The 20,796-nt window shown below is 65.4% G+C and carries 19 protein-coding genes; 8 read left to right on the top strand and 11 right to left on the bottom strand.

Features of this window, described 5'->3' with window-relative positions; translation table 11 throughout:
* Positions 1–11 precede the first annotated feature (11 nt).
* From G9Q80_RS26820 to G9Q80_RS26810, 3 genes are all read right to left on the bottom strand, one after another.
* Positions 12–779, bottom strand: a complete 768-nt coding sequence (locus tag G9Q80_RS26820) for an OB-fold-containig protein (protein ID WP_088715895.1) — start codon at positions 777–779, stop codon at positions 12–14.
* A gap of 185 nt (positions 780–964) precedes the next feature.
* Positions 965–1,354 carry a hypothetical protein gene (locus G9Q80_RS26815; RefSeq protein ID WP_088715894.1) on the bottom strand — a complete coding sequence of 130 codons (390 nt, stop codon included), beginning with the start codon at positions 1,352–1,354 and terminating at the stop codon, positions 965–967.
* A 670-nt stretch (positions 1,355–2,024) separates the two neighbouring features.
* The gene (locus G9Q80_RS26810) at positions 2,025–2,588 is read right to left on the bottom strand and encodes a TlpA family protein disulfide reductase (protein WP_088670080.1); all 564 of its coding nucleotides are present in this window, start codon (positions 2,586–2,588) and stop codon (positions 2,025–2,027) included.
* 21 nt (positions 2,589–2,609) lie between these two features.
* On the opposite strand from G9Q80_RS26810, the gene argH reads away from it, so the two are divergent.
* Genes argH through G9Q80_RS26795 form a run of 3 tightly spaced genes read left to right on the top strand, consistent with a single transcriptional unit; the run spans position 2,610 to position 4,443 of the window.
* Positions 2,610–4,001: an argininosuccinate lyase gene (gene argH / locus G9Q80_RS26805; RefSeq protein ID WP_088715893.1), complete on the top strand. Its 1,392-nt coding sequence runs from the start codon at positions 2,610–2,612 to the stop codon at positions 3,999–4,001.
* Positions 3,998–4,135, top strand: coding sequence for an argininosuccinate lyase (locus G9Q80_RS26800; RefSeq protein WP_088715892.1), 138 nt, complete (start codon positions 3,998–4,000; stop codon positions 4,133–4,135). The genes argH and G9Q80_RS26800 overlap by 4 nt, the downstream gene beginning before the upstream one ends.
* The gene (locus G9Q80_RS26795) at positions 4,135–4,443 is read left to right on the top strand and encodes a DUF2834 domain-containing protein (RefSeq protein WP_088715891.1); all 309 of its coding nucleotides are present in this window, start codon (positions 4,135–4,137) and stop codon (positions 4,441–4,443) included. Before G9Q80_RS26800 ends, G9Q80_RS26795 begins: the two co-directional genes overlap by 1 nt.
* A 68-nt stretch (positions 4,444–4,511) precedes the next feature.
* On the opposite strand, the gene G9Q80_RS26790 is transcribed toward G9Q80_RS26795, so the two are convergent.
* A complete protein-coding gene (locus tag G9Q80_RS26790; protein WP_088715890.1) occupies positions 4,512–5,333 on the bottom strand; it encodes an SDR family NAD(P)-dependent oxidoreductase in 822 nt (273 codons plus the stop codon).
* Between the two features lie 207 nt (positions 5,334–5,540).
* Here G9Q80_RS26790 and lysA point away from each other — a divergent pair, with 207 nt between their 5' ends.
* Together lysA and G9Q80_RS26780 are read left to right on the top strand one after the other, a co-directional pair.
* Complete coding sequence (lysA, locus tag G9Q80_RS26785; protein ID WP_069211241.1) at positions 5,541–6,806, top strand: diaminopimelate decarboxylase; 1,266 nt, start codon at positions 5,541–5,543, stop codon at positions 6,804–6,806.
* 37 nt (positions 6,807–6,843) lie between these two features.
* Complete coding sequence (locus G9Q80_RS26780) at positions 6,844–9,387, top strand: DUF4175 domain-containing protein (RefSeq protein WP_088715889.1); 2,544 nt, start codon at positions 6,844–6,846, stop codon at positions 9,385–9,387.
* A 108-nt stretch (positions 9,388–9,495) separates the two neighbouring features.
* Here the strand turns inward: G9Q80_RS26780 and arfB are convergent, their stop codons facing one another.
* From arfB to G9Q80_RS26750, 6 genes are all read right to left on the bottom strand, one after another.
* On the bottom strand, positions 9,496–9,918 hold the full coding sequence (gene arfB, locus G9Q80_RS26775) for an alternative ribosome rescue aminoacyl-tRNA hydrolase ArfB (protein ID WP_088670086.1): 423 nt from the start codon (positions 9,916–9,918) through the stop codon (positions 9,496–9,498).
* 253 nt (positions 9,919–10,171) lie between these two features.
* Positions 10,172–10,813, bottom strand: coding sequence for a queuosine precursor transporter (locus G9Q80_RS26770; protein ID WP_043143078.1), 642 nt, complete (start codon positions 10,811–10,813; stop codon positions 10,172–10,174).
* Positions 10,814–10,914: 101 nt separating this feature from the next.
* Positions 10,915–11,814 (bottom strand): esterase-like activity of phytase family protein, encoded by a 900-nt coding sequence (locus tag G9Q80_RS26765; RefSeq protein ID WP_088715888.1) that lies wholly within the window; start codon positions 11,812–11,814, stop codon positions 10,915–10,917.
* A 7-nt stretch (positions 11,815–11,821) separates the two neighbouring features.
* Positions 11,822–12,739, bottom strand: coding sequence for a penicillin-insensitive murein endopeptidase (gene mepA / locus G9Q80_RS26760; RefSeq protein WP_088715887.1), 918 nt, complete (start codon positions 12,737–12,739; stop codon positions 11,822–11,824).
* Positions 12,736–14,106: an MFS transporter gene (locus G9Q80_RS26755; RefSeq protein ID WP_088715886.1), complete on the bottom strand. Its 1,371-nt coding sequence runs from the start codon at positions 14,104–14,106 to the stop codon at positions 12,736–12,738. The genes mepA and G9Q80_RS26755 overlap by 4 nt, the downstream gene beginning before the upstream one ends.
* Positions 14,107–14,208: 102 nt before the next feature.
* Positions 14,209–14,748 carry an acyl-CoA thioesterase gene (locus tag G9Q80_RS26750; RefSeq protein WP_088670089.1) on the bottom strand — a complete coding sequence of 180 codons (540 nt, stop codon included), beginning with the start codon at positions 14,746–14,748 and terminating at the stop codon, positions 14,209–14,211.
* Positions 14,749–14,880: 132 nt separating this feature from the next.
* On the opposite strand from G9Q80_RS26750, the gene G9Q80_RS26745 reads away from it, so the two are divergent.
* From G9Q80_RS26745 to yaaA, 3 genes are all read left to right on the top strand, one after another.
* Entirely contained in the window at positions 14,881–15,174 is a 294-nt protein-coding gene (locus tag G9Q80_RS26745) for a YggT family protein (protein WP_043143084.1), read from the top strand.
* Between the two features lie 118 nt (positions 15,175–15,292).
* Positions 15,293–17,350, top strand: a complete 2,058-nt coding sequence (gene recQ / locus G9Q80_RS26740) for a DNA helicase RecQ (RefSeq protein ID WP_088715885.1) — start codon at positions 15,293–15,295, stop codon at positions 17,348–17,350.
* A gap of 70 nt (positions 17,351–17,420) precedes the next feature.
* On the top strand, positions 17,421–18,206 hold the full coding sequence (gene yaaA / locus G9Q80_RS26735; RefSeq protein ID WP_069211294.1) for a peroxide stress protein YaaA: 786 nt from the start codon (positions 17,421–17,423) through the stop codon (positions 18,204–18,206).
* Positions 18,207–18,213: 7 nt separating this feature from the next.
* On the opposite strand, the gene G9Q80_RS26730 is transcribed toward yaaA, so the two are convergent.
* Positions 18,214–20,757, bottom strand: coding sequence for a hybrid sensor histidine kinase/response regulator (locus G9Q80_RS26730; RefSeq protein WP_088715884.1), 2,544 nt, complete (start codon positions 20,755–20,757; stop codon positions 18,214–18,216).
* Between the last annotated feature and the right edge of the window lie 39 nt (positions 20,758–20,796).

Raw genomic sequence — 20,796 nt, 5'->3', positions numbered from 1 at the left:
TTAGAAATAAATCAGGAAAGTGCGACCAGCAGGTAGCCTTTCTCATATCGGTGGCGCAGAACCATGACCTCTGTCCCTTGCGGGATCGTTGCATCGTCGCGCAGCGGCTCGGCCCGCAGGTAGTGGATGTTGCCGTAGCGGTCGGTGACCTTGACCTCGGCCGGGCGGCCGCGTGCGGCGGTCCCCTGGGTCACGATCCCCGTGCGGCGGCCAAGGTGACGTTCCGACAGCGCCTCTGTTTCCGTCCTGGGCAGGAGGCGGGCAAAGAGCGCGCCGAACTGGCGGGCAAACCAGATCGCCGCCGCACCGGCTGGCAGGGCCACCAGCCAGGACGGGAGCGGGCCGCCAAGGAGATTGTCGGCCACGGTCTGGATGACCAGCCCGGTCAGGCCAAAGGCCAGCAGGATCGCCGCCAGCCAGATCAGCGCCGGCATCTTGCCGAAGCCCAGCCAGGCGGCCACGCTGCCCGCACCGTCGGGGGCGCCATTCGGCATATCGGCGTCCAGGTCGGGCACGTCCATGTCCAGGTCCGGCTCTGCCAGTTCCAGGTCGGCGATGTCGATGTCCGTCCCGTCCAGGCCCAGGTCGATCTCCATGTCGCCGAGGTCGGGCATGTCGATATCAAGGTCCGGTCCATCGACGTCCAGCCCGTCCGCGCCCGAACCCAGAAGTGTCCCGCCCAACAGGCCAAAGACCACCTCAAGCACCAAGAGGCCGAAGAGCAATGCCAGGGCGAGGATGAACGGGAACATCCCGTCAGACAGAAGAAGATCGAACATGCCTAATCCGAAATTGTGTATACTAAGGTATACTGAGCATATGGGAACCTCACGAACCCGTTACAAGTATGTGCACAATAAACCGGCAGCGCTGCAACAGGTTGATGACAGCAATCGGAAAATGCACCGGCCAAAGCAAGTCTGGAAAGCCCGACCCGGCCTGTGACCGCTGACTGGCGCCGCAGTCAGCAGCTGCCGATCCGCTGCGTCCAGTGGGCAACGTCTTCGGGTTCAAGCTCCAGCCGGACGCGGGGGACGGAATCGTCGGGCAGGTGCAGGGTCACTCCGCCAGAGCTTGGCAACACGGTGGCCCCGGTCAGGAAGCACGCGGAGCCATTTGTCCCCATCGACCTGACAAGTCCAGGCCCACGGGTGCTTGCGATCAGCGCCGCCTGGCCAGAGCGGCACAGCGTCACGCCGGTCACCGCGACGTCGGGAAACGCGCGCAACCAGACCCGGCACGCCGCCTCTGCCGTGGTGAACCGGCGGGCGCGCGAAACGCCGGTGACCTGCATCACCACGGCAGTTCCCGCGACGCTCAGCGCAACCAATGTGACGAGACCAGGCAGCGGCATGGATCCTCCTTGACGCGTCAGTTTGCATGCCTCGCGTGCGCAGACAAAACCGACCGCGCGTCACCTTGCCCGTGATCCTGCGCCGTGTGACGGGGAAACGGGATGGACTGTTCCCGTGGTTCAATTTGAAGAGGTTCGGCCCGACGGGAGTGGACGACACGGCAAAACGCGTGGGCGACGTTTGCGAGCGGACATCCCACCGTGTCGCTTTTGAATCTTTTGCCGTTCTCGATTCGAGCTGCGCAAGGCAGGCTGACCGGGCCAAATGTGGCGGAATTTGCACGCTGTCCGGAAACAACGCCGAAATCAGAGGCGGACTGTCACGCTGTCCGGGGGCATTTTATGGAAAATAGGCAGAAAGAGTTGCTCCGCGCCCCGGTTTTGCCCATTTTCAACCTTGTCGGTGGGGGCCGGCGACCCGGAGCAACCGAACGTGACAATGACGTTTTCAGCCTTTTGCCTGATGGGCCTTGTGGCCCTGGCGTTGCAGTCCCGCCCGACGCGGGAACCCGCACTGCAGGCCGTTCGGGCAGCGGTCAAACGGCCCCCGACCGGCACGAGGCTTTAGGCCCGACCAGAATTCTCTCTCACTCTCTCTCTCCGTAAATACCCCGTTCAGCCGCCGCTGGACGGGGTTTTTCCTTGTCGGCTCGATGCGGGCAGAGGGCGTTTAGCCCTCACCGCCGCCAATCAACGCGGCCAGCACGGCGCGCGCCTCGTCAGAGGCCCAGTCCGCATCCCCGGTCAGCCGCGCGATCTCTTGCCCATCGGGGTTCAGGATCACCGTCACCGGCAGGCCCAGCACACCCATCTGCCGCGCCAGCATCGAGCGCGGATCGCGGTGCAGTGGCAGGTTGTCGACACCGATCTCATCGAAGAACGCCTTCATCTTGGCGGGCGGATTGCGCGAGGTGGCGATGGTCACGACCTCGAAATTCTCGCCGCCAAGGTCCTCTTGCAAGGCCGACAGCATCGGCATTTCCTTGCGGCAGGGGGCGCACCAGGTCGCCCAGAAGTTCACGACGACCCATTTTCCCTGCCAGTCGGACAGGTTCAGCGGCTGTTCGTCGAAGGTCATGAAATCCACGTCGCCCGCGTCCTTGGGTGCGGAATGGAACACCAGCTTGCGCATGTCGCCCCCTGCCGCGGCCTTGGCGGCCTCGACATCGGCAAAGGCCGGATTTGCAAGCACCAGAGCAGCGGTATACAGAGCCGCAAGCGTGAGACGTATCATAAGACCTCCGAAGGACAGTGCATGTCTGACAAGACCTCGAACCAGATGTGGGGCGGCCGCTTTGCCGCCGGGCCCGATGCCATCATGGAAGCAATTAACGCCTCCATCGGCTTCGACAAGCGGTTGGCGGCGCAGGACATCGCCGGTTCGCGAGCCCATGCCGCCATGCTTGCGGCGCAGGGCATCATCACTGATAGCGATGCAAAGGCGATCCGGGAAGGTTTGCTCACGGTCTTGTCAGAGATCGAAAGCGGCGATTTCACCTTTTCGACCGCGCTGGAAGACATTCACATGAATGTCGAGGCGCGGCTGAAAGAGGTGATTGGCGAACCGGCGGGCCGTCTGCACACGGGCCGAAGCCGGAATGACCAGGTGGCGACGGACTTTCGCCTCTGGGTGCGCGATCAGCTGGACGCCGCCGAAAGCGGGCTGCTGGCCCTGATCCAGGCTCTGCTGGGGCAAGCGGAACAGGGCGCCGATTGGGTCATGCCGGGCTTTACCCACCTGCAGACGGCGCAACCGGTGACATGGGGCCACCACATGATGGCCTATGTCGAGATGTTCGGGCGCGATCTGTCCCGCGTGCGCGACGCCCGCGCCCGGATGAACGAATCGCCCCTTGGTGCTGCGGCGCTGGCCGGCACCGGTTTCCCGATCGATCGGCACATGACGGCCGAGACGCTGGGCTTTGACCGGCCAATGGGCAACTCTTTGGATGCCGTCAGTGCCCGTGACTTCGCACTCGAATTCCTCTCGGTGGCCTCGATCAGCGCCATGCATCTCAGCCGCTTTGCCGAGGAGCTGGTGATCTGGTCCTCTGCCCAGTTCCGCTTTGTCACCCTGTCGGACCGGTTCAGCACCGGGTCCAGCATCATGCCGCAGAAGAAAAACCCCGATGCGGCAGAGCTGATCCGCGCCAAGATCGGGCGCATCTTCGGCGCCAATGTCGCGCTGATGATGGTGATGAAGGGCCTGCCCTTGGCCTATTCCAAGGACATGCAGGAGGACAAGGAGCAGGTCTTCGACGCTGCCGACAACTGGGTGCTGGCGCTGGCGGCGATGGAGGGCATGGTGCGCGACATGAGCGCCAACACCCCCGCGCTGGAGGCGGCGGCGGCGCATGGTTTCTCGACCGCGACCGACCTGGCCGACTGGCTGGTGCGCGAAACCGGCCTGCCCTTCCGCGATGCGCACCATGTCACCGGCAGCCTTGTGGCCAAGGCCGAGGCCAGGGGATGCGACCTGCCCGACCTTTCGCTGGAGGAGATGCAGGAGGTGCATGGGAATATCGACGCATCGGTCTATGATGTTCTTGGCGTGCACAACTCGGTCCGGTCCCGGATGAGCTATGGTGGCACCGCGCCGACACGCGTGCGCGAACAGATCGCGACCTGGAAGGAGCGTTTGGCATGAGATTACTGGCAGTGCTTGGACTGGTGGTGCTGGCCGCCTGCGGTGCCGACGGTGAACCGGAAACGCCCGATGGCAAGAGCCCGGGGGTCGGTGTCTCGATCACCGGCAAGGCCGAGGTCGGGATCACCGGCTGATGTTGCGGTGGCTCTGGCTGGCGCTGGCGCTCTGGGGCGCGGTGCACCCGATGTATTACTTCATATCCTTCCTGGCCGCGAACGGCTGGGACCTGCAGGTCATGATCGACGCCTGGTTCGTCAATGACAGCACGCGCGGTCTGACCTGGGACCTGACCATCACCGCCGTCGTGCTGACGATCTGGGTGCTGGCCGAGGTGTCTGTCCGGCGCAACTGGACAGCACTGCTGGCGATTCCGGCCACCTTCTGCATCGGGGTCAGCTGCGGGTTGCCGCTTTATCTTTATTTCCGGTCGAAGCCGCTGTGACCCCGTCCCGCGCCTGACCCGGGACCTCCGGCGGCAGGAGGCCCCGGATCAGGTCCGGGGCGCGACGGTCACTTTTTCAACCAATTGGCAAAGGCGTCCTTGTAGTCCGAATGCCAGCGCGACAGCGGTGCGCGGTTCTCGGTGATGTCCTGCGCCGCCCAGAGAATGCGCTTGACGTCGGTTGCCCTGTCCACGTCGTTGTCCGGGCAGAGAATGTAGAAATCCTCGCGTCCAAGCGCCTCCAGCAGGAAATCCACCACCTGTTCCGGTGTCCAGGCGTCGTCCGGCTTTTCGGTCCGGCCGCGCGCGGTGAGCGGCGTGTAGACGAAGCCCGGAATGAACAGGCGCGCCTCGGTCTGGCAGCCCTCCATGTTGCGCAGCTCGTGCTGCAGCGCCTCGGTGAATGCCTTCACACCCGACTTGGACACGTTATAGGCCGGATCGCCTGGCGGTGTGGTGATCCCCTGTTTCGAGCCGGTGTTCACGATCAGCCCCGGTTTGCCAGCCGCCGCCATGTCCGGCGCAAAGATTTGGCTGGACCGGATGATTCCCCAGAGGTTCACGCCCAGGATCTGGTCCCAGTTGCCTTCGGTGTCGAAGATCGAACTGCCCGGCTGAATACCTGCGTTGTTCATCAAGAGGTCGACAGGGCCCAGCATCTCCTCGACCTTGGCCTTGAGCCGGCGCAACTGGATGATGTCGGACACGTCCGTTTCCATGCCAAGGGCCGCGCCGGTCTCTCTCACCGCCTTTTCCAGCGTCTCGCCGCGCAGGTCGGCGATGCAGACGCGCATGTCCATCTCGACCAGGCGCCGTGCCATCTCGCGCCCGATGCCGGAGGCCCCGCCGGTGATGACTGCCACATTCCCCGGTTTGATGGTCTGATGCATGGTTTCGCTCCCTCTGGCATTTGGTTGGCAGAGTAGAGTGCCGGGCGCGGTTTGTGCAATCGGCGATGGGGGCGCTGCCCCCGTCTCCCTTTGGTCGACTCCCCCGGAGTATTTTTGCCAAGAAGAAGCCCGGGGCATCGGCCCATGGCATGGTCCGACATGAAGAGAGGGCTGGCCCCGTTGCCCGCTCTCGGCTAAAGCGCGGACATGGATCATTTTCTGTACCGCGACGGGCAGCTCTATGCCGAAGACGTTCCGGTGGCCGAGATCGCGGCCGCCGTGGGCGCGCCGTTCTATCTGTATTCCACTGCGACGCTGGTCCGCCATTTCCGGCTGTTCGACGAGGCGCTGGACTGGGGTCCGCACCTTGTCTGCTACGCGATGAAGGCCGCCTCGAACCAGGCGATCCTGAAGACGCTGGCCGCCGAGGGCGCGGGCATGGACGTGGTTTCGGGCGGCGAATATGCGCGGGCCAAGGCAGCGGGCGTGCCGGGTGATCGCATCGTCTTTTCCGGCGTCGGCAAGACGGGCGCAGAAATCCGCGCGGCGCTGGAGGGCGGCATCCGCCAGTTCAATGTCGAGAGCGAGCCCGAGATGCGGGTGATCTCGGAGGTGGCCAGTGCGATGGGTGTCGAAGCGCCGATCACGCTGCGGGTGAACCCGGACGTGGATGCAAAGACCCACGCCAAGATCGCCACCGGCAAGTCGGAAAACAAGTTCGGCATCCCGATCGCCCGCGCGCGCGAGGTCTATGCCGACGCCGCCCGCCTGCCGGGACTGAAAGTCGTCGGCATCGACGTGCACATCGGCAGCCAGCTGACCCAGCTGGAGCCCTTCGAGCAGGCCTATACAAAGGTCGCCGAGCTGACCGAGGCGCTGCGCGCCGACGGGCATGAGATCACGCGTCTGGACCTGGGCGGTGGCCTGGGAATTCCCTACGCGCGTTCCAACGAGGCGCCGCCGCTGCCCACCGACTATGGCGCACTGATCCAGCGCACCGTGGGCCACCTGGGCTGCGAGATCGAGATCGAGCCGGGGCGCCTGATCATCGGCAACGCGGGGCTGCTGGTCAGCGGGGTCATTTACGTCAAACAGGGCGAGGGGCGGGACTTCCTGATTCTCGACGCGGCGATGAATGATCTCATCCGCCCGGCCATGTACGACGCGCATCACGAAATCGTGCCCGTAAAAGAGGCAGCGCCGGGCGCCGAACTGTCGCCCTATGACATCGTCGGACCGGTCTGCGAGACCGGCGATACCTTTGCCAAGGGCCGCCTGATGCCGCCCGTGGCGGCGGGGGACCTGGTCGCTTTCCGCTCTGCCGGGGCCTATGGCGCCGTGATGGCCAGCGAATACAACACCCGTCCGCTGGTGCCCGAGGTGCTGGTGCACGGCGATCAATTCGCGGTTATCCGCCCAAGGCCGACCTTTGACGACATCATAAATCGCGATACCATCCCCGAGTGGCTGTGAGGTATCCTCCTCGCAGGCTGACCCTGCGAGGAGCGATATGGCCCCGAACCGGACCGACATCCCCGAGATCTTTCGCACCCTGCGCTGGCCGCTGGTCCTTACCCGGCTTGGCATGGTGGCCGAACGGCTGGCGCGGTCCTTCTGGCCGCTCTGGTCCATCGCCATCTTCGCGCTCGCCCTCTTGATGCTGGGCGTGCAGGACGAGGTCGCGGTGGAATGGGTCTGGGGCGCCGCGGCGTTGCTGGGCGCGGGCGCGATCTGGGCAGGCTGGTACGGGGTGCGGCAGTTCCGCTGGCCTTCTCGTGGGGCGGCAATGCTGCGACTGGACGGCACGCTGAGGGGCAACCCGATCCAGGCGGCGTTGGACACCCAGGCAATCGGCGGCGGCGATGCCTCGTCCACGGCGGTCTGGCGCGCGCACCAGAAACGCATGCGCGACCGGCTGGCCGAGGCGCGGGCGGTCGAACCGGATCTGCGCGTGTCGAAGAACGATCCGCTGGCACTGCGCTATGTCGCGCTGCTGGCGCTGTCGGTGGCCATCCTGTTCGGGTCGCTGGTGCGGGTGCAATCCGTGACCGGCATGGGCGCCGGCGGTCCCGACCTGGCACAGGGTCCGGCCTGGGAAGGTTGGATGCAGCCGCCGGCCTATACGCGTCTGCCCTCGGTCTACCTGAATGACATCACTGCGCCGGAAATCGACGTGCCAGAAGGGGCCGAAATCACCCTGCGCATGTACGGCGAGGTTGGCGCGCTGAGCGTGCGCGAGAGCATTTCCGGCCGCGACCTGAGCCCGGAAGAGGCACAGGACACGGCGCAGGACTTTGCGGTTCTGAAATCCGGCGAACTGGCAGTGGATGGGCCCGGAGGGCGCGTCTGGCAGATCGCCATGATCCCCGATGCCGCGCCCGCCGTAAAACGCGATGGCGAGATCGAGGTCAGCTACGAAGGTGAGGCCCAGATCCCCTTTACCGCCAGTGACGACCACGGGGTCGTCATGGGCAAGGCGCGGTTCACGCTGGACCTGGCTGCTGTCGACCGGCGCTATGGCCGCGCGATCGAACCCGAACCGCGCGAAACCATCGAGGTGCCACTGCCGATGCCGGTGGCGGGCGACCGGTCCGAGTTCACCGAGGCGCTTGTCGGCAACTTCTCTCTGCATCCCTGGGCAAACCTGCCGGTGAAACTGTCGCTGGAGGTTCAGGACGGGCGCGGACAGAGCGGCCTGTCGGAACCGCAGTCGCTGACCATGCCCGGGCGGCGCTTTTTCGATCCTGTCGCCGCGGCGCTGATCGAACAGCGGCAGGCGTTGCTGTGGAACCGTGAGAACGCGGCCAACATCGCGATGATCTTCAAGACGATCCTGAACGAGCCGGACGACCTGTTCCGCAAGGATGTCGAGTACATGCGTCTGCGCGCCCTGACCAAGCGGCTGGAGACGCTGGCGAAATACGGCGCCATCACGGACGAGAAACAGGACGAGCTGGCGCAAAAGATGTGGGACCTGGCGCTGGAAATGGAAGAAGGCGACCTGGACGACGCCCGCGAACGCATGGAGCGGGCGCGCGAACGGCTGGAAGAGGCCATGAAGAATGGCGCCTCGGACCAGGAGATCGCCGAGCTGATGCAGGAACTGCGCGAGGCGACGCGGGACTACATGCGCCAGCTGGGCCAGCAGCAGGCCCGGGAGAACCCCGAAGGCCAGCAGATGAATCCGCAGGACATGATCGAGATGTCGCAGGACGACATCCAGCGCATGATGGACCGCATCCAGGAACTGATGGAGCAGGGCCGGATGGCCGAGGCCGCCGAAGCCATGCGCCAGTTGCAGGAAATGCTGGACAACATGCAGATCACCCAGGGACCCGGTGGCGGCGGACAGTCGCCGGGCGAACAGGCGATGGAGGGGCTGGCCGACACACTGCGCGAACAGCAGGAACTGTCGGACGAGGCGTTCCGCGACCTGAACAACGGCCAGCGTGGCCAGGGCCAGCGCCAGCCCGGGCAGGGGCCGCAGGGACAGGATCGCCAGCCCGGCCAGGGCCAGGCGGGACGTGAACCCGGGCAGGGGCAGGGCGGTGACGATCCCGCCAGCGAACTGGCCGAACGCCAGCGCGCCCTGCGGGACGAGCTGAACCGCCAGCGTCAGGCGCTGCCCGGCCAGGGCACCGAGGCGGGCGAACGCGCCGCCGAGGCGCTGGAACGGGCCGAAGGTGCCATGGACGGTGCGGAACGTGCGCTGCGTGACGGCGATCTTGGCCGCGCGATCGACCAGCAATCCCGCGCGCTGGAAGCGTTGCGCGAAGGCATGCGTGACCTGGGCGAGGCGCTGGCACAGCAACAGCAGCAGCGCACCGGCGAACAGGGTTTTGCCGACGGCGGCGACCCGGGCGAGCAGCGCGACCCGCTGGGACGGAACACCGGCAACACTGGCCGGGTCGGCACCGACGAGGGCCTGTTGCAGGGACAGGACGTCTATCGCCGGGCCGAGGAGTTGCTGGGTGAGCTGCGCCGCCGGTCGGGTGAGCTGGACCGTCCAGAGGAAGAGCGCAATTACCTCGACCGGCTGCTGGAACGATTCTGACCCGCAATCCGATTGTGCGCTTGCGCGCGCAGTTTGCCTCGGGCCCGGCCTTTGGCCGGGTCCTCGGGGGCCTCCGGCGGGAGTATTTTTGCCAAGAAGAAGCCGGGGTCAGCTGTCAGGGTCGACCTTGCCGCGCAGGGATTTGACCTCTCCGCGCTGTTTCTTGGACTGGAGGCGACGTTTCTTTGACCCCAGCGTGGGTTTCGTGGGAATGCGGCGCTTGGGCTTTTGCGTAGCTTTCAGAACCAGTTCCGCCAGCCGGTCGCGGGCGATTTCGCGGTTGCGGGCCTGGCTGCGGGTGTCTTCGACCTGGATGACGACGGCGCCGTCCTTGGTCCAGCGGCGCCCGGCCAACTTGCGCAGCCGCGTCTTGACCGCCTGTGGCAGGTTGGGGGAGCGTTCCGCCTCGAACCGCAGCTCGACGGCAGTGGAGACCTTGTTGACGTTCTGGCCGCCCGGGCCGGAGGCGCGGATGAATTGTTCGGTCAGTTCCCAGTCTTCGAGGCTGATTTGGTCGGTGATCCGCAACATGGGCTAGGACCTAGTGCAAAATAAAAAGGGCCGCCAGATCAGCGGCCCTTCGAGAATACGGAGGCGGGGCCGGTTAGGCTCTGCCAATTCGGGGGATCATCGCCCCAGGGGCTGCCCTAGAGCGCGCTCTCCCGAACTGTTCCGACACCTCTCTCCAATGCTTCTCTCGACACTGGATCACCTCCTTTCAGCTGTTGAAAACGCAAGATGATGGTGCCACGCACATGGCAAACCACAAAGTCTTTTTTGCGTCTCAAGCCAATTTTTGATTCTGCAGTGCCCGCGAAACGATCATCCGGAACGGGACCAGGGCCAGGAGGGCGAGGCTGAGTTTCACCATCCAGTCGGCCACGGCCAGCGAGACCCAAAGCGGTACCTCGGGTCCGACGCTCAGGAGCGGCAGCACTTCGTTGGCCCATGCGACATCGTTTGCCGGTTCGATCCAGGTCAGCGTGGAAGAAAAGGCAATGGTGAAGAAGATCGCCGTGTCCAGCGTCGAGCCGACCAGCGTCGAGGCCAGCGGCGCGCGCCACCATTTTCCCTGCCGCAGGCGGTCGAAGATCGCCACGTCCATCATCTGGGCGGTCAGGAAAGCCAGGCCCGAGGCGATGGCGATCCGCAGCGTCACCGCCGGGTAGGTGAACCCGTCGCCCTGCAGCAGGATCTGGGTGCCCACGAGCGAGCAGAAGACCCCGACGATGAACCCGACAAAGACCACCTGCCGCGCGGGGCCCGGGCCGTAGATGCGGTTCATCAAGTCAGTGACCAGGAAGGCCAGCGGATAGGTGAAGGCGCCCCAGGTCAGCCATTGGCCGAACAGGAACTGGACGAGGATGTTGGAGGCCAAGACAATGGCCGCCATGGCAAGAATGCCGGGAAGATGAGCGCGTGTCATGTGTGTGACCCGTTTTTTGCAAGGTTGCGGGGACTTGATCCGGAGATCCGGATTGCGGGGGCTTACAGGTGGCCCCGGTGCCGCGTCAAGGGGCATGGGGGTCAGTGGGTGACCCGGTACTCGACGAACTCGCTGCGCAGGAAGCTCTTGAAATTGTCGTCCGACAACATGGTGAGTCGGATCGCGCCGGTGGCGTCGCGCCACACCGCCAATCCTTCGAGATTGCCGTGTCTGTGGCGCGGCGTTTCCAGCAGGGTCTCTTCGCCGGCGATCCTGTCGCCGGTGATGACGAACCGCCGGACCCGGCTGCGAAAGCCGAAGCCGGTGAATTCGCGTTCCAGCAGGTAGAACCGCCCGTCGGGGCCGAAATCGGCGCCGACCGGGAGAAAGCCGCCCGAGCGTGGGATCGAGAACGGCTGGCTCCATCGGCTGCCGTCGAAACGCCAGACCGGGAAGGGCCGCGTCAGCCGGCCCGAGCGTTCGGGCAAGGTGTAGAGATGGCCCTTGTCGTCGATGGCCAGCGCCTCGAAGCCGGAATTGCCTTGGAGGGCGGCAAAGGCATCAGGTGTGGGCAATGGCTGGCTGCGATCCGGAGAGGGATAGGCGCTGACCCGGTGATGCCCCTCGAACGAGACATGGATGCGTCCGTCAGGGCCAATCGCCAGGCCCTCGGAATCCGCCTCCAGTCCCGAGACAGGCGCGCCTTGCGGGTTGCGCAACGGGCCGGGGGTATCTTCCTCGATGGCGGTCAGTTTCGGGCCCTCGCGGTGAAGGCGCCCGGTGACGATGAAGCCGCGGTCGGAAATGGCGGTGAACCGCGTGCCGTCCTCGGACAGTTCCAGCCCGGAAAACCCGCCCATCCGGTGTGGCCCTGGGGGCCAGTCCAGATGGCCGATGAACTGGACCTTCGGGCCGACCTCTGCCGCGCAGGCGCCAAGGCTTGCGAGGCTGGCGCAGACCAGGGTCAGCGCCCGCAGGCGGCGAAACAATCGGCGTGTCATGCGTGGGTCAGTTCGCGGCCAGCACGTCGGCACAAACGCGCGGCAGATCGCCCAGCGTCAGCTCGCGCCGGGGCGGCGAGGGTTTGGCGTTGGGATCGGGCGGCGGTGGGTTCAGGATACGGTCGACCCAGCCTTCGGCCTCCTTGCAGCCGTCGCCGGGGGGCGGCGCCGCCTGATCGACACAGCCCGCAGCGCCCTTGGGGCAGCTGAGCCGGACGTGGAAATGGTAGTGATGCCCCCACCAGGGGCGCACCTTGCGCAGCCAGGACTTGTCGCCCTTTTCATCGTTGCACATCTGCACCTTGGCGCCCGGGAAGATAAAGATGCGCGCGACGCGGGGATCGCTGGCGGCGGCCTTGAGGATCTCGTGGTGCTGTTTCGTCCACTTGTCGTTGGTATAGGCCCCTGCCGAGCGACGCATCGAGATCGACGAGATGTTTTCGCGCGCCTTGACCGAGAGGTTCAGGTTGTCGGCGGGGCGCAGCCAGATATCGGCGTCCAGCCCGATCTGGTGGCTGCGGTGGCCGGTCAGCATCGGGCCGCCGCGCGGCTGGCTGAAGTCGCCCAGGTACAGGCCGTTCCAGCCCGGCTGCTGCGCGGCCTTGCGGCTGAGGTCCTGAACGTAGTCGATCAGCTCGGGGTGGCCCCAGTTGCGGTTGCGGCTGAGGCGCATGGCCTGCCAGGTCGGCCCGGTTTCGGCCAGCTGAACGCCACCGGCAAGACAGCCCTTGGCATAACCCCCGAAGGGTTCGGCCTTTTGCGTCGAGGCCTGGCTCTTGGCGCCGAAAAGCTGCTTGGCCTCCTTGGAGGACAGCACCGGATCCAGCGGACGGGCCGGGGCACGGGCCCAGGAGATGTCACGCCCGCCGCCACCACAGGCAGCCAGGGCAAGGACAAGGGAAATGGTCGTAATGAAACGGATCATGCGGGTCTCTCTCCCTGCGGATGCACCCATGCTAGCAGAACGAGTCCGATCAGGAAAAGCCCGATCACCGGCAGAAAGCCCAGCTGGTTGGACTGTGTCACATAGGTGAACAGGGTGATGAGCGCGGGGGCCAGAAAGGCCGTGGCCTTGCCCGCCAAGGCAAACAGGCCGAACCCCTCCGCCGGGCGCGCGGGATCGCAATGGCGCACCATCATCGACCGCGACGCGGAATACAGCGCGCCGCCGGTGCCGCCGATGATCGCACCGCAGATGTAGAAGATGATGTCCGGCACCAGCGAGCCTTCGGCCAGCGGCATCCCGAACAGGCTTTCGCGCGACATGCCCACGATCACGCAGCCGACGAGGATCAGAACCCAGATGCAGGTGCGGATCACGGGCTTGGGGCCGAACCGCTGATCCGCCAGCCCGCCGACCCAGGACAGGACCGCGGCTGCGATGGCGGCGATGATGCCGAAAACACCGACCTGGATCACCTGCCAGTCCAGCACCAGCGTCGCGTAGATGCCACCATAGGCATAAAGCGCGGTCAGCGCGTCGCGGTAGAACAGCGAGGACAACAGGAAACTGCGGCAGGACTTGCGGCGCGAGACGCGCAGGATTGTCTGCCAGAGGTCTGCCAGCACCTTGCGCACGCTTTCCGGTTTCTTGCGTTCCAGCGGGTCGTCATGGTTCCAGGCGAAGAAGGGGATGAGGAAGATCGCGAACCACAGCCCGATGAAGGGCCCCACGAACCGCGTGCCCTCGCGTGCCTCGGCGTCCAGCCCGAATGGCGGGGAAAGGCCGATCAGGGTGGTGCCGCTTTCGTTTTCGGCAAAGAACAGCAGCATGATGAAGAGCGACAGCACACCCCCCCAATAGCCAAAGGCCGTGGCGGTCCCCGAGATGCGTCCCACCTCCTCTTGTGTGCCGAGGCTGGGCAGGATCGCGTTGTTCAGGTTGAAGGCGGATTCGCTGGCCACAAAGCCGATCCAGAACATCGCGAGGGCAATGTAGAGCCCGCTGCCGTTCGGTTGCAGCTGCCAGAGGGTGAAGGAGGAAAGGATGGCGATCACGGTGAACAGCCAGAACCAGGGTCGCTTACGCCCGGTGGCATCGGCCCAGGCCCCCAGCAGAGGCGCGGAAAAGGCGATGACAAGGCCGGCGACGGTCTGGGCCGAGGACCAGAGGCTTTGCGCATTGGCCTTGGCACTGGCGGCCTCGGCGCCCTGGTTCATGAAATACTCGGCGGCGACGGCGGCGAAATAGGGGCTGAAGATGAAGGTCAGGCCAAGGGTCGCGTAGGGCTGTTGCGCCCAGTCGAAGAACATCCAGCCCCAGATGCGTTGCCGTTTCGTCGGATGTGCCATGCCTGCCCCTTTTCGGAATGGGGCGATAGAACCCATCGGCAGGGGGCGTGGCAAGTGGTTAACGACGGCGGGTGTTCCGAGGCTAGATAGTCGCTGGCTTCGTCACTTTTTCGTTGCAGGCGGCCATGGCCGTGCGTCTTCGGAGGCGATCCAGGTCTGCACCCAGTCGGGCAAAGTCGGGCTTTCCGCAGGCGCGCCCAATGCCGGGGCCGAGCGATCCGTGGTGACGATGCCCTTGGCGTCGGTCAGGGCGGCGCGATAGATCGCCTGGCTGGTACATTCGCCGTCCGCTCGCCACATCGACTGGTCGAGGTAGAGAAACCGGCGGTCCCAGCCCAGCATGCGCGAGTGCATCTCGACCTTGTCCCACATGCGGACCCGGCGCCGGTAGCGCACCATCGACCCGGCGATGGTCAGGCCCCAGCCTTCGCGTTTCAAGACGTCCACCAGGCCGGTGCGGATCGCCAGAGGAATGCGGCCAAGGTCATAGATCGTCAGGGTGCGGCCGTTGTTCAGCTCCCACCACAGATCGAGATCCCAGGGCATGCAGACATGGGTCGAGACATGGGTGTCGAAGAGGCCCAGTCGCGGGGCGCGGCGGGCTTGGCGGACGTTGCGGGCAAGACGCAGAAATGGGTACATGGGCAGGCTCCTTGGCCCGCGTGATGCTGCGCGCGCAAAGCCGCGTCAATCGGGACCTCGCGGCACACTTGTCCTTAAGTGTTTCTGCGCATACCTCTGGGCCGACCGGCACCACGAGGAAAGGCCCATCAGATGCAGTCGCTCTTTCAGATCCTGAACATGCTTCTCAGCATCGCGGTCTTCATCATCGTCGCCCATGTGATCATGAGCTGGCTGATCAACTTCCAGATCCTCAACCTGCGCCAGCCCATCGTCGCGGCGATCTGGGACGGGTTGAACCGGATCCTTGAACCTGTCTATTCGCGCATCCGGGGCATCCTGCCGCCGATGGGCGGGCTGGACCTGGCGCCGCTGATCACGCTGATCGGGGTCTACGCGCTGCAGATCATCCTGGCCAACAACGCCGGGTTTTTCTACAGCTTCTGACCCTGTGCGCGCCACGGTCAAAAGCCGCATATTGTGGTGGCTGGGGCTTGATTCACCGAATCTTAGTATGTGATTGTCTGGATTGAGAGCAGATCCAGACAAATCCGACAGGTTTTCCATGCCGCGCGATGCCGGGGGCGCCGAGGCGCTGTTGCAAGAGATTTTCGGCTTCGACGCCTTTCGCCCCGGCCAGGGCGAGATTGTCGAGGCCGTGGCCGCGGGTGAGAACGTGCTGGCCATCATGCCGACCGGCGGCGGTAAATCCCTGTGTTTCCAACTGCCTGCGCTGTTGCGCGACGGGGTGACGGTGGTGATCTCACCGCTGATTGCGCTGATGCGCGACCAGGTGCGGGGCCTGCGTGAGGCAGGCGTGGCCGCCGGTGCCCTGACCTCGGGCAACACGCCCGAGGAAACGGATGCGGTCTGGGACATGCTGCATTCCGGTGAATTGAAACTGCTTTACCTCGCGCCCGAACGGCTGGCCAATGGCGGCACGCAGCGGATGCTGGCGCAGGCGGGGATCTCTCTGATCGCCGTGGACGAGGCGCATTGCGTCAGCCAGTGGGGTCATGATTTCCGCCCCGACTACCTGCGCATCGGGGAATTGCGCCGCGCGCTGAATGTGCCGCTGGCGGCCTTTACCGCGACGGCGGATGTCGAAACGCGCGAGGAAATGGTCACGCGGCTCTTCGACGGACAGCCGCCGACGACCTTCCTGCGCGGTTTTGACCGGCCCAACATCCATCTCGCCTTTCAGCCCAAGGACGGGCCGCGTGCCCAGATCCTGAAGTTCGCCGGTGCCCGCAAGGGGCAGTCCGGCATCGTCTATTGCGGCACTCGGGCCAAGACCGAAGGCATCGCCCGCGCCCTGCGCGAGGAGGGCCACGCCGCCTGTCACTATCATGGCGGGATGGAGGCCGATGACCGCCGTCAGGTCGAGGAACGCTTCGCCACCGAGGATGGGCTGATCGTCGTCGCCACGGTGGCCTTTGGCATGGGCGTGGACAAGCCGGACATCCGCTGGGTGGCCCATGCGGACCTGCCCAAGTCGATCGAGGCCTATTACCAGGAAATCGGCCGCGCAGGCCGCGATGGCGCCCCGGCCGAGACGTTGACCCTGTTCGGCCCCGAGGACATCCGCCTGCGCCGTTCGCAGATCGACGAGGGGCTGGCACCGCCGGAACGCCGCGCCGCCGATCACGGGCGGCTGAATGCGCTTCTGGGGCTGGCCGAGGCGCTGGGCTGTCGCCGCAAGGCGCTGCTGGCCTATTTCGGCGAAGAGGCCGGGGCCTGCGGCAACTGCGACCTCTGCGATACCCCGCCAGAGCTGTTCGACGGCACCGAGGCGGTGCGCAAGGCGCTTTCTGCCGCGCTGCGCACGGACGAAAGCTTTGGCGCCGGGCACCTGATCGACATCCTGCTGGGCAAGGAGACCGACAAGATCAAGCAACGGGGGCATGACGGCCTGCCCACCTTCGGCGTCGGCAAGGATCTCAGCCGGGGCCAGTGGCAGGCGGTGTTCCGGCAGATGATGGGCCATGACCTGATGCGCCCGGACGCGGAACGCCACGGGGCGCTTGTCATGACGGACCGGGCCCTGCCGATCCTGCGCGGCGAGGAGGCGATCCAGCTGCGCAAGGATGCCGTCGTCCGCGCGACGGAGCGCCGCCCGGCGGTCAAGGCCCTGGTCAGCGAGGAACACGCGCCCATGCTCTCGGCGCTCAAGGCCAAGCGGCGCGCGCTGGCAGAGGCGGCGCGCGTGCCCGCCTACGTGATCTTCGTCGACCGCACCCTGATCGAGATGGCCGAGACCCGTCCCGCCAACATGGACGAGCTGGCCCGGATTTCCGGCATCGGCGCCAAGAAGCTGGAACGCTACGGGGCGGAGTTCCTCGAGGTGCTGAACGGCGGGTCCGAAGAGATGCACCCGCGCCGGCGCAAGCTGGCGGCGCGGGGCACAGGGGCGGTTTACGATGCATTGATGGCGGCCCAGGCCGATCTGCTGCGCGGTCCCGACGGCACCGACAAGCCGCTCTCCTGTTCCGCCTCTTTGCTAGCCAAGCTGGCAGAGCGTCCGCCCCATAGCGAGGACGCGCTGTGCCAGGCCCTGGGCGACAAGCGGGCGGAACGGTTCGGCCCGGTCTTCTGGTCGGTGCTGCAGGAAAACGCGGGCTGACAGGCCCGGCTCTGGACCTTGGCGGGCGGGCAGACTACCTCGGGGTCACTGGAAGTGATGGAGGTAGATGGTGCTTGTCGTGATCTCTCCGGCCAAGCGGCTGGACTGGGCGGAACGGACGGTCGAGATGACCAAACCCGCGTTCGAGGAAGACGCACAGCGTCTGGCCAAAACGGCCCGGAACCTGAGCCTGAAGGACCTCAAGGGCCTGATGGACCTGTCGGATGACCTCGCGCGGCTGAACCGCGATCGTTTCCGCGCCTTTACCGACACGCCCGGCCCCGAGGACCTGCGCCCCGCCGCGCTGGCCTTTGCCGGGGACACCTACCTGGGACTCGAGGCGGGTTCGCTCGATCCCGAGGAAATGACCTGGGCGCAGGATCACCTGCGGATCCTGTCGGGGCTTTACGGGGTGCTGCGCCCGCTGGACGCGATGCAGGCCTACCGGCTGGAAATGGGTTCGCGGCTGAAGACGCGGCGCGGCGGCAACCTGTATGACTACTGGCGCGACCAGATCGCCAAGGCCCTGCGTGCGCAGGCCGAGGCGCTGGGGACAGACGTGCTGGTCAATTGCGCCAGCCAGGAATATTTCGGCGCCGTGCCGGAAAAGCCCCTGAAGCTGCGGATCATCACGCCGCAGTTCATGGAGGACAAGCCGGGCGGCCCCAAGATCGTCAGCTTTTTCGCCAAGCGGGCGCGCGGGTCGATGGCACGCTACATCATCCAGCGCCGCCTGACGGACCCTGACGGCCTGCTGGATTTCGACCTTGGCGGTTATGTCTACCAGCCGGACATGTCAGAGCCGGATCGCCCGGTCTTTCTGCGCCCGGCAGAGGCCGGCGCACAATCGGCCTAAACGCCGGTCAAGAGACCGCGCGCCGCGATTTCTGCGGCGCGTAAAGGTCGAATTTCTCGGCCAGCGCGGCCTTGCGCAGTGGCTTGGTCAGGTAGTCGTTCAACCCGGCCGCCAGGATGCTCTCGCGGTCGCCGCTCATGGCATGGGCGGTGACGGCGATGATTGGCACCTGCGGGCCGCCGTTTTCCAGCGCCCGGATCTCGCGCGTGGCCTGTTTGCCGTCCATGCGCGGCATCGAGATATCCATGAAGATCAGGTCCGGCCGCCGGTCGCGATAGGCCTCGAGCGCCTCGATCCCGTTGTTGGCAAAACGCAGGGTCACGTTGAAATCCTTGGCCATCTTGCGAAAGACGAGCTGGTTGGTCTTGTTGTCCTCGGCCACCAGTACGTCCAGTGGGCCGCCCGGTTCCGGCGAGGCAAGGGCAGGGGGCGCACCTTCGGCCGGGTCCCGGGGGCCGGGGCTGTCACCTTCGGGGTAATGGGCGACGCCGATCTTTTCCAGGGCGGCAAAAAGCGCCCGGCGCGGCACGGGTTTCTGCAGGACGGCGGCGATGTCCAGGCCCGGACGTCGGGCGACCTGGACCGGATTGTCTGCCATCAGGATGACCGGGATGTTACGCCCTCCGCGGGTGACCTGGGCGGCGAGATCCTGGCCGCTCATGTCGGGCAGGTCCTGTTCGATCAGCAACAGGTCGGGGCGCTGGGCCATGTGGTCGATGGCCTCGTACCCGGTCTTGCAGAAATCCGCGCTCAGCCCGATGATCCCCAACTGTTTCGACAGGATCTCGCGGTTGACGTTGTGATCGTCGACGACCAGCACCCGTGACAGGTGGCCGGGCAGGCGGGCTGTTTCGAAGACGGCGGGTTCCTCGGTTGGCAACAGGATGCGCAATCCGAAACAGCTGCCCTTGCCCAGGTCGGATTCCACCCAGACCTCGCCGTCCATCAGTTCGACCAGCCGTCGGGTGATCGCCAGGCCCAGGCCCGTGCCCTCGAACGTGCGGTTGCGCTCATCCTCGACCTGGTTGAACTCGCCAAAGACGTGGTCGACCTTGTCGGGCGGAATGCCGATGCCCGTATCCTCGACCGTGATGTGGATGGACGAGGCGTTTTCATCCCCCGGCACGCCGACGACCCGCACAAGGACGTGGCCCTGGATGGTGAATTTCACCGCGTTGCCCAAGAGGTTGGTCAGGATCTGACGGACCCGCCCGGCATCGCCGATGAAACGGGTCGGCAGGAACATGTCGTAATCGACCAGCAGCGAGATTTCCTTGTCCCGCGCGGTGGGTTGCAACAACATCACCACCTCGTGGATGGCGCGTTCAAGGTCGAAGGGCGCGGGGTGCAGTTGCAGCTTTTCGGCCTCGATCTTGGAATAGTCGAGGATGTCGTTGATGATGACCAGCAGCGCCTCGCCCGAACTGCGGATCGTGTCGGCATAGAGCTGTTGTTCCTCGCTCAATTCGGTGTCCATCAACAGGTCGGCCATGCCGACGACGCCGTTCATTGGGGTGCGGATCTCGTGGCTCATGTTGGCAAGGAAGGCGGACTTGGCGCGGTTGGCGGCCTCGGCCCGGATGGTCGCCTCTTTCAGTCGCTCCTGGTCCTGCTTGATCTGGGTGATGTCGACCCGCAGCCCGACGAGGCCACCGTCGCGGGTGCGTCTTTCGTAGACCCGCAGCCAGCGACCGTCCTCCAGCTGCTGTTCCAGTTCGGTCTCGGATTGGCGGTGCACGAGCAACCGTTCCTCGAGCCAGTCCTCCTCGCGCCCTATGGCCTCAGCGTATTGCTTGCGGTCCAGCCCATAGCGCAGGATTTCCTCGAAACTCGCGCCGCGCCGCATGGCGGGGGCGCTCTTGGCGTAGATGTCCTTGTACTGCTGGTTGCACATCAGCAGACGGTCTTCGGCGTCGTACATGACAAAGCCGTCGGGCATTTCCTCGACCGCGGACCACATGCGCATCAGCCCGGTGATGTCGACGCCCAGGCTGACGATCCCGCCATCCGGAAGGCGCCGGTCACGGATCTTGACAAAGCGGTTGTTCCACAGCCGCAGCGTCTCGTTCGGGATCGGGTCCATGTCCCAGCGGGCGCGCATCCGGTGGGTCCAGGCGTCCGGGTGTTCGCCCTGCGGATCGACGATGCCTTCCTGGACCAGCACCTTGAGCACATGTTCATAGGAAGCGCCGGGGGCGATGCTTTCCACCCCTTCGAAGACCTGCAGGTAGGCGGGATTGGCCAGTTCCAGGCGCAGGTTCTCGTCGTACATGGCAAAGCCGTCGCGCATGGTTTCCAATGCGCTCCACAGCTGTTCGGTGACCACCTCGATCTTTTGCGTCGCCTCGCCCAGCTGGTGCATGACGCGCTGGTTCTCGTCCCGGACAACCTTGACCTCGGTCCGGGTTTCCTGAATCTCGTTGCGCAGTTCCAGCGCGTGTTTGCCCAGGCGGCGGTTGGCCTCGAACAGTTCGGCCTGCTTTTGTTCCAGAAGTCTTTCCGCAGCCAGCCGTGCGCGCCGTTCCGCGGCCAGGCGATCGGCCATTTCCATCCCGGGCTCTCCTTTCAGACCCCGGGACTCTTGCCCCGG

This window comes from Mameliella sp. LZ-28 (genome assembly GCF_012274245.1).
In the GTDB taxonomy this organism is placed as follows: Bacteria; Pseudomonadota; Alphaproteobacteria; order Rhodobacterales; family Rhodobacteraceae; genus Antarctobacter; species Antarctobacter albus.
This window is presented reverse-complemented; position numbering and strand designations above follow the sequence as displayed.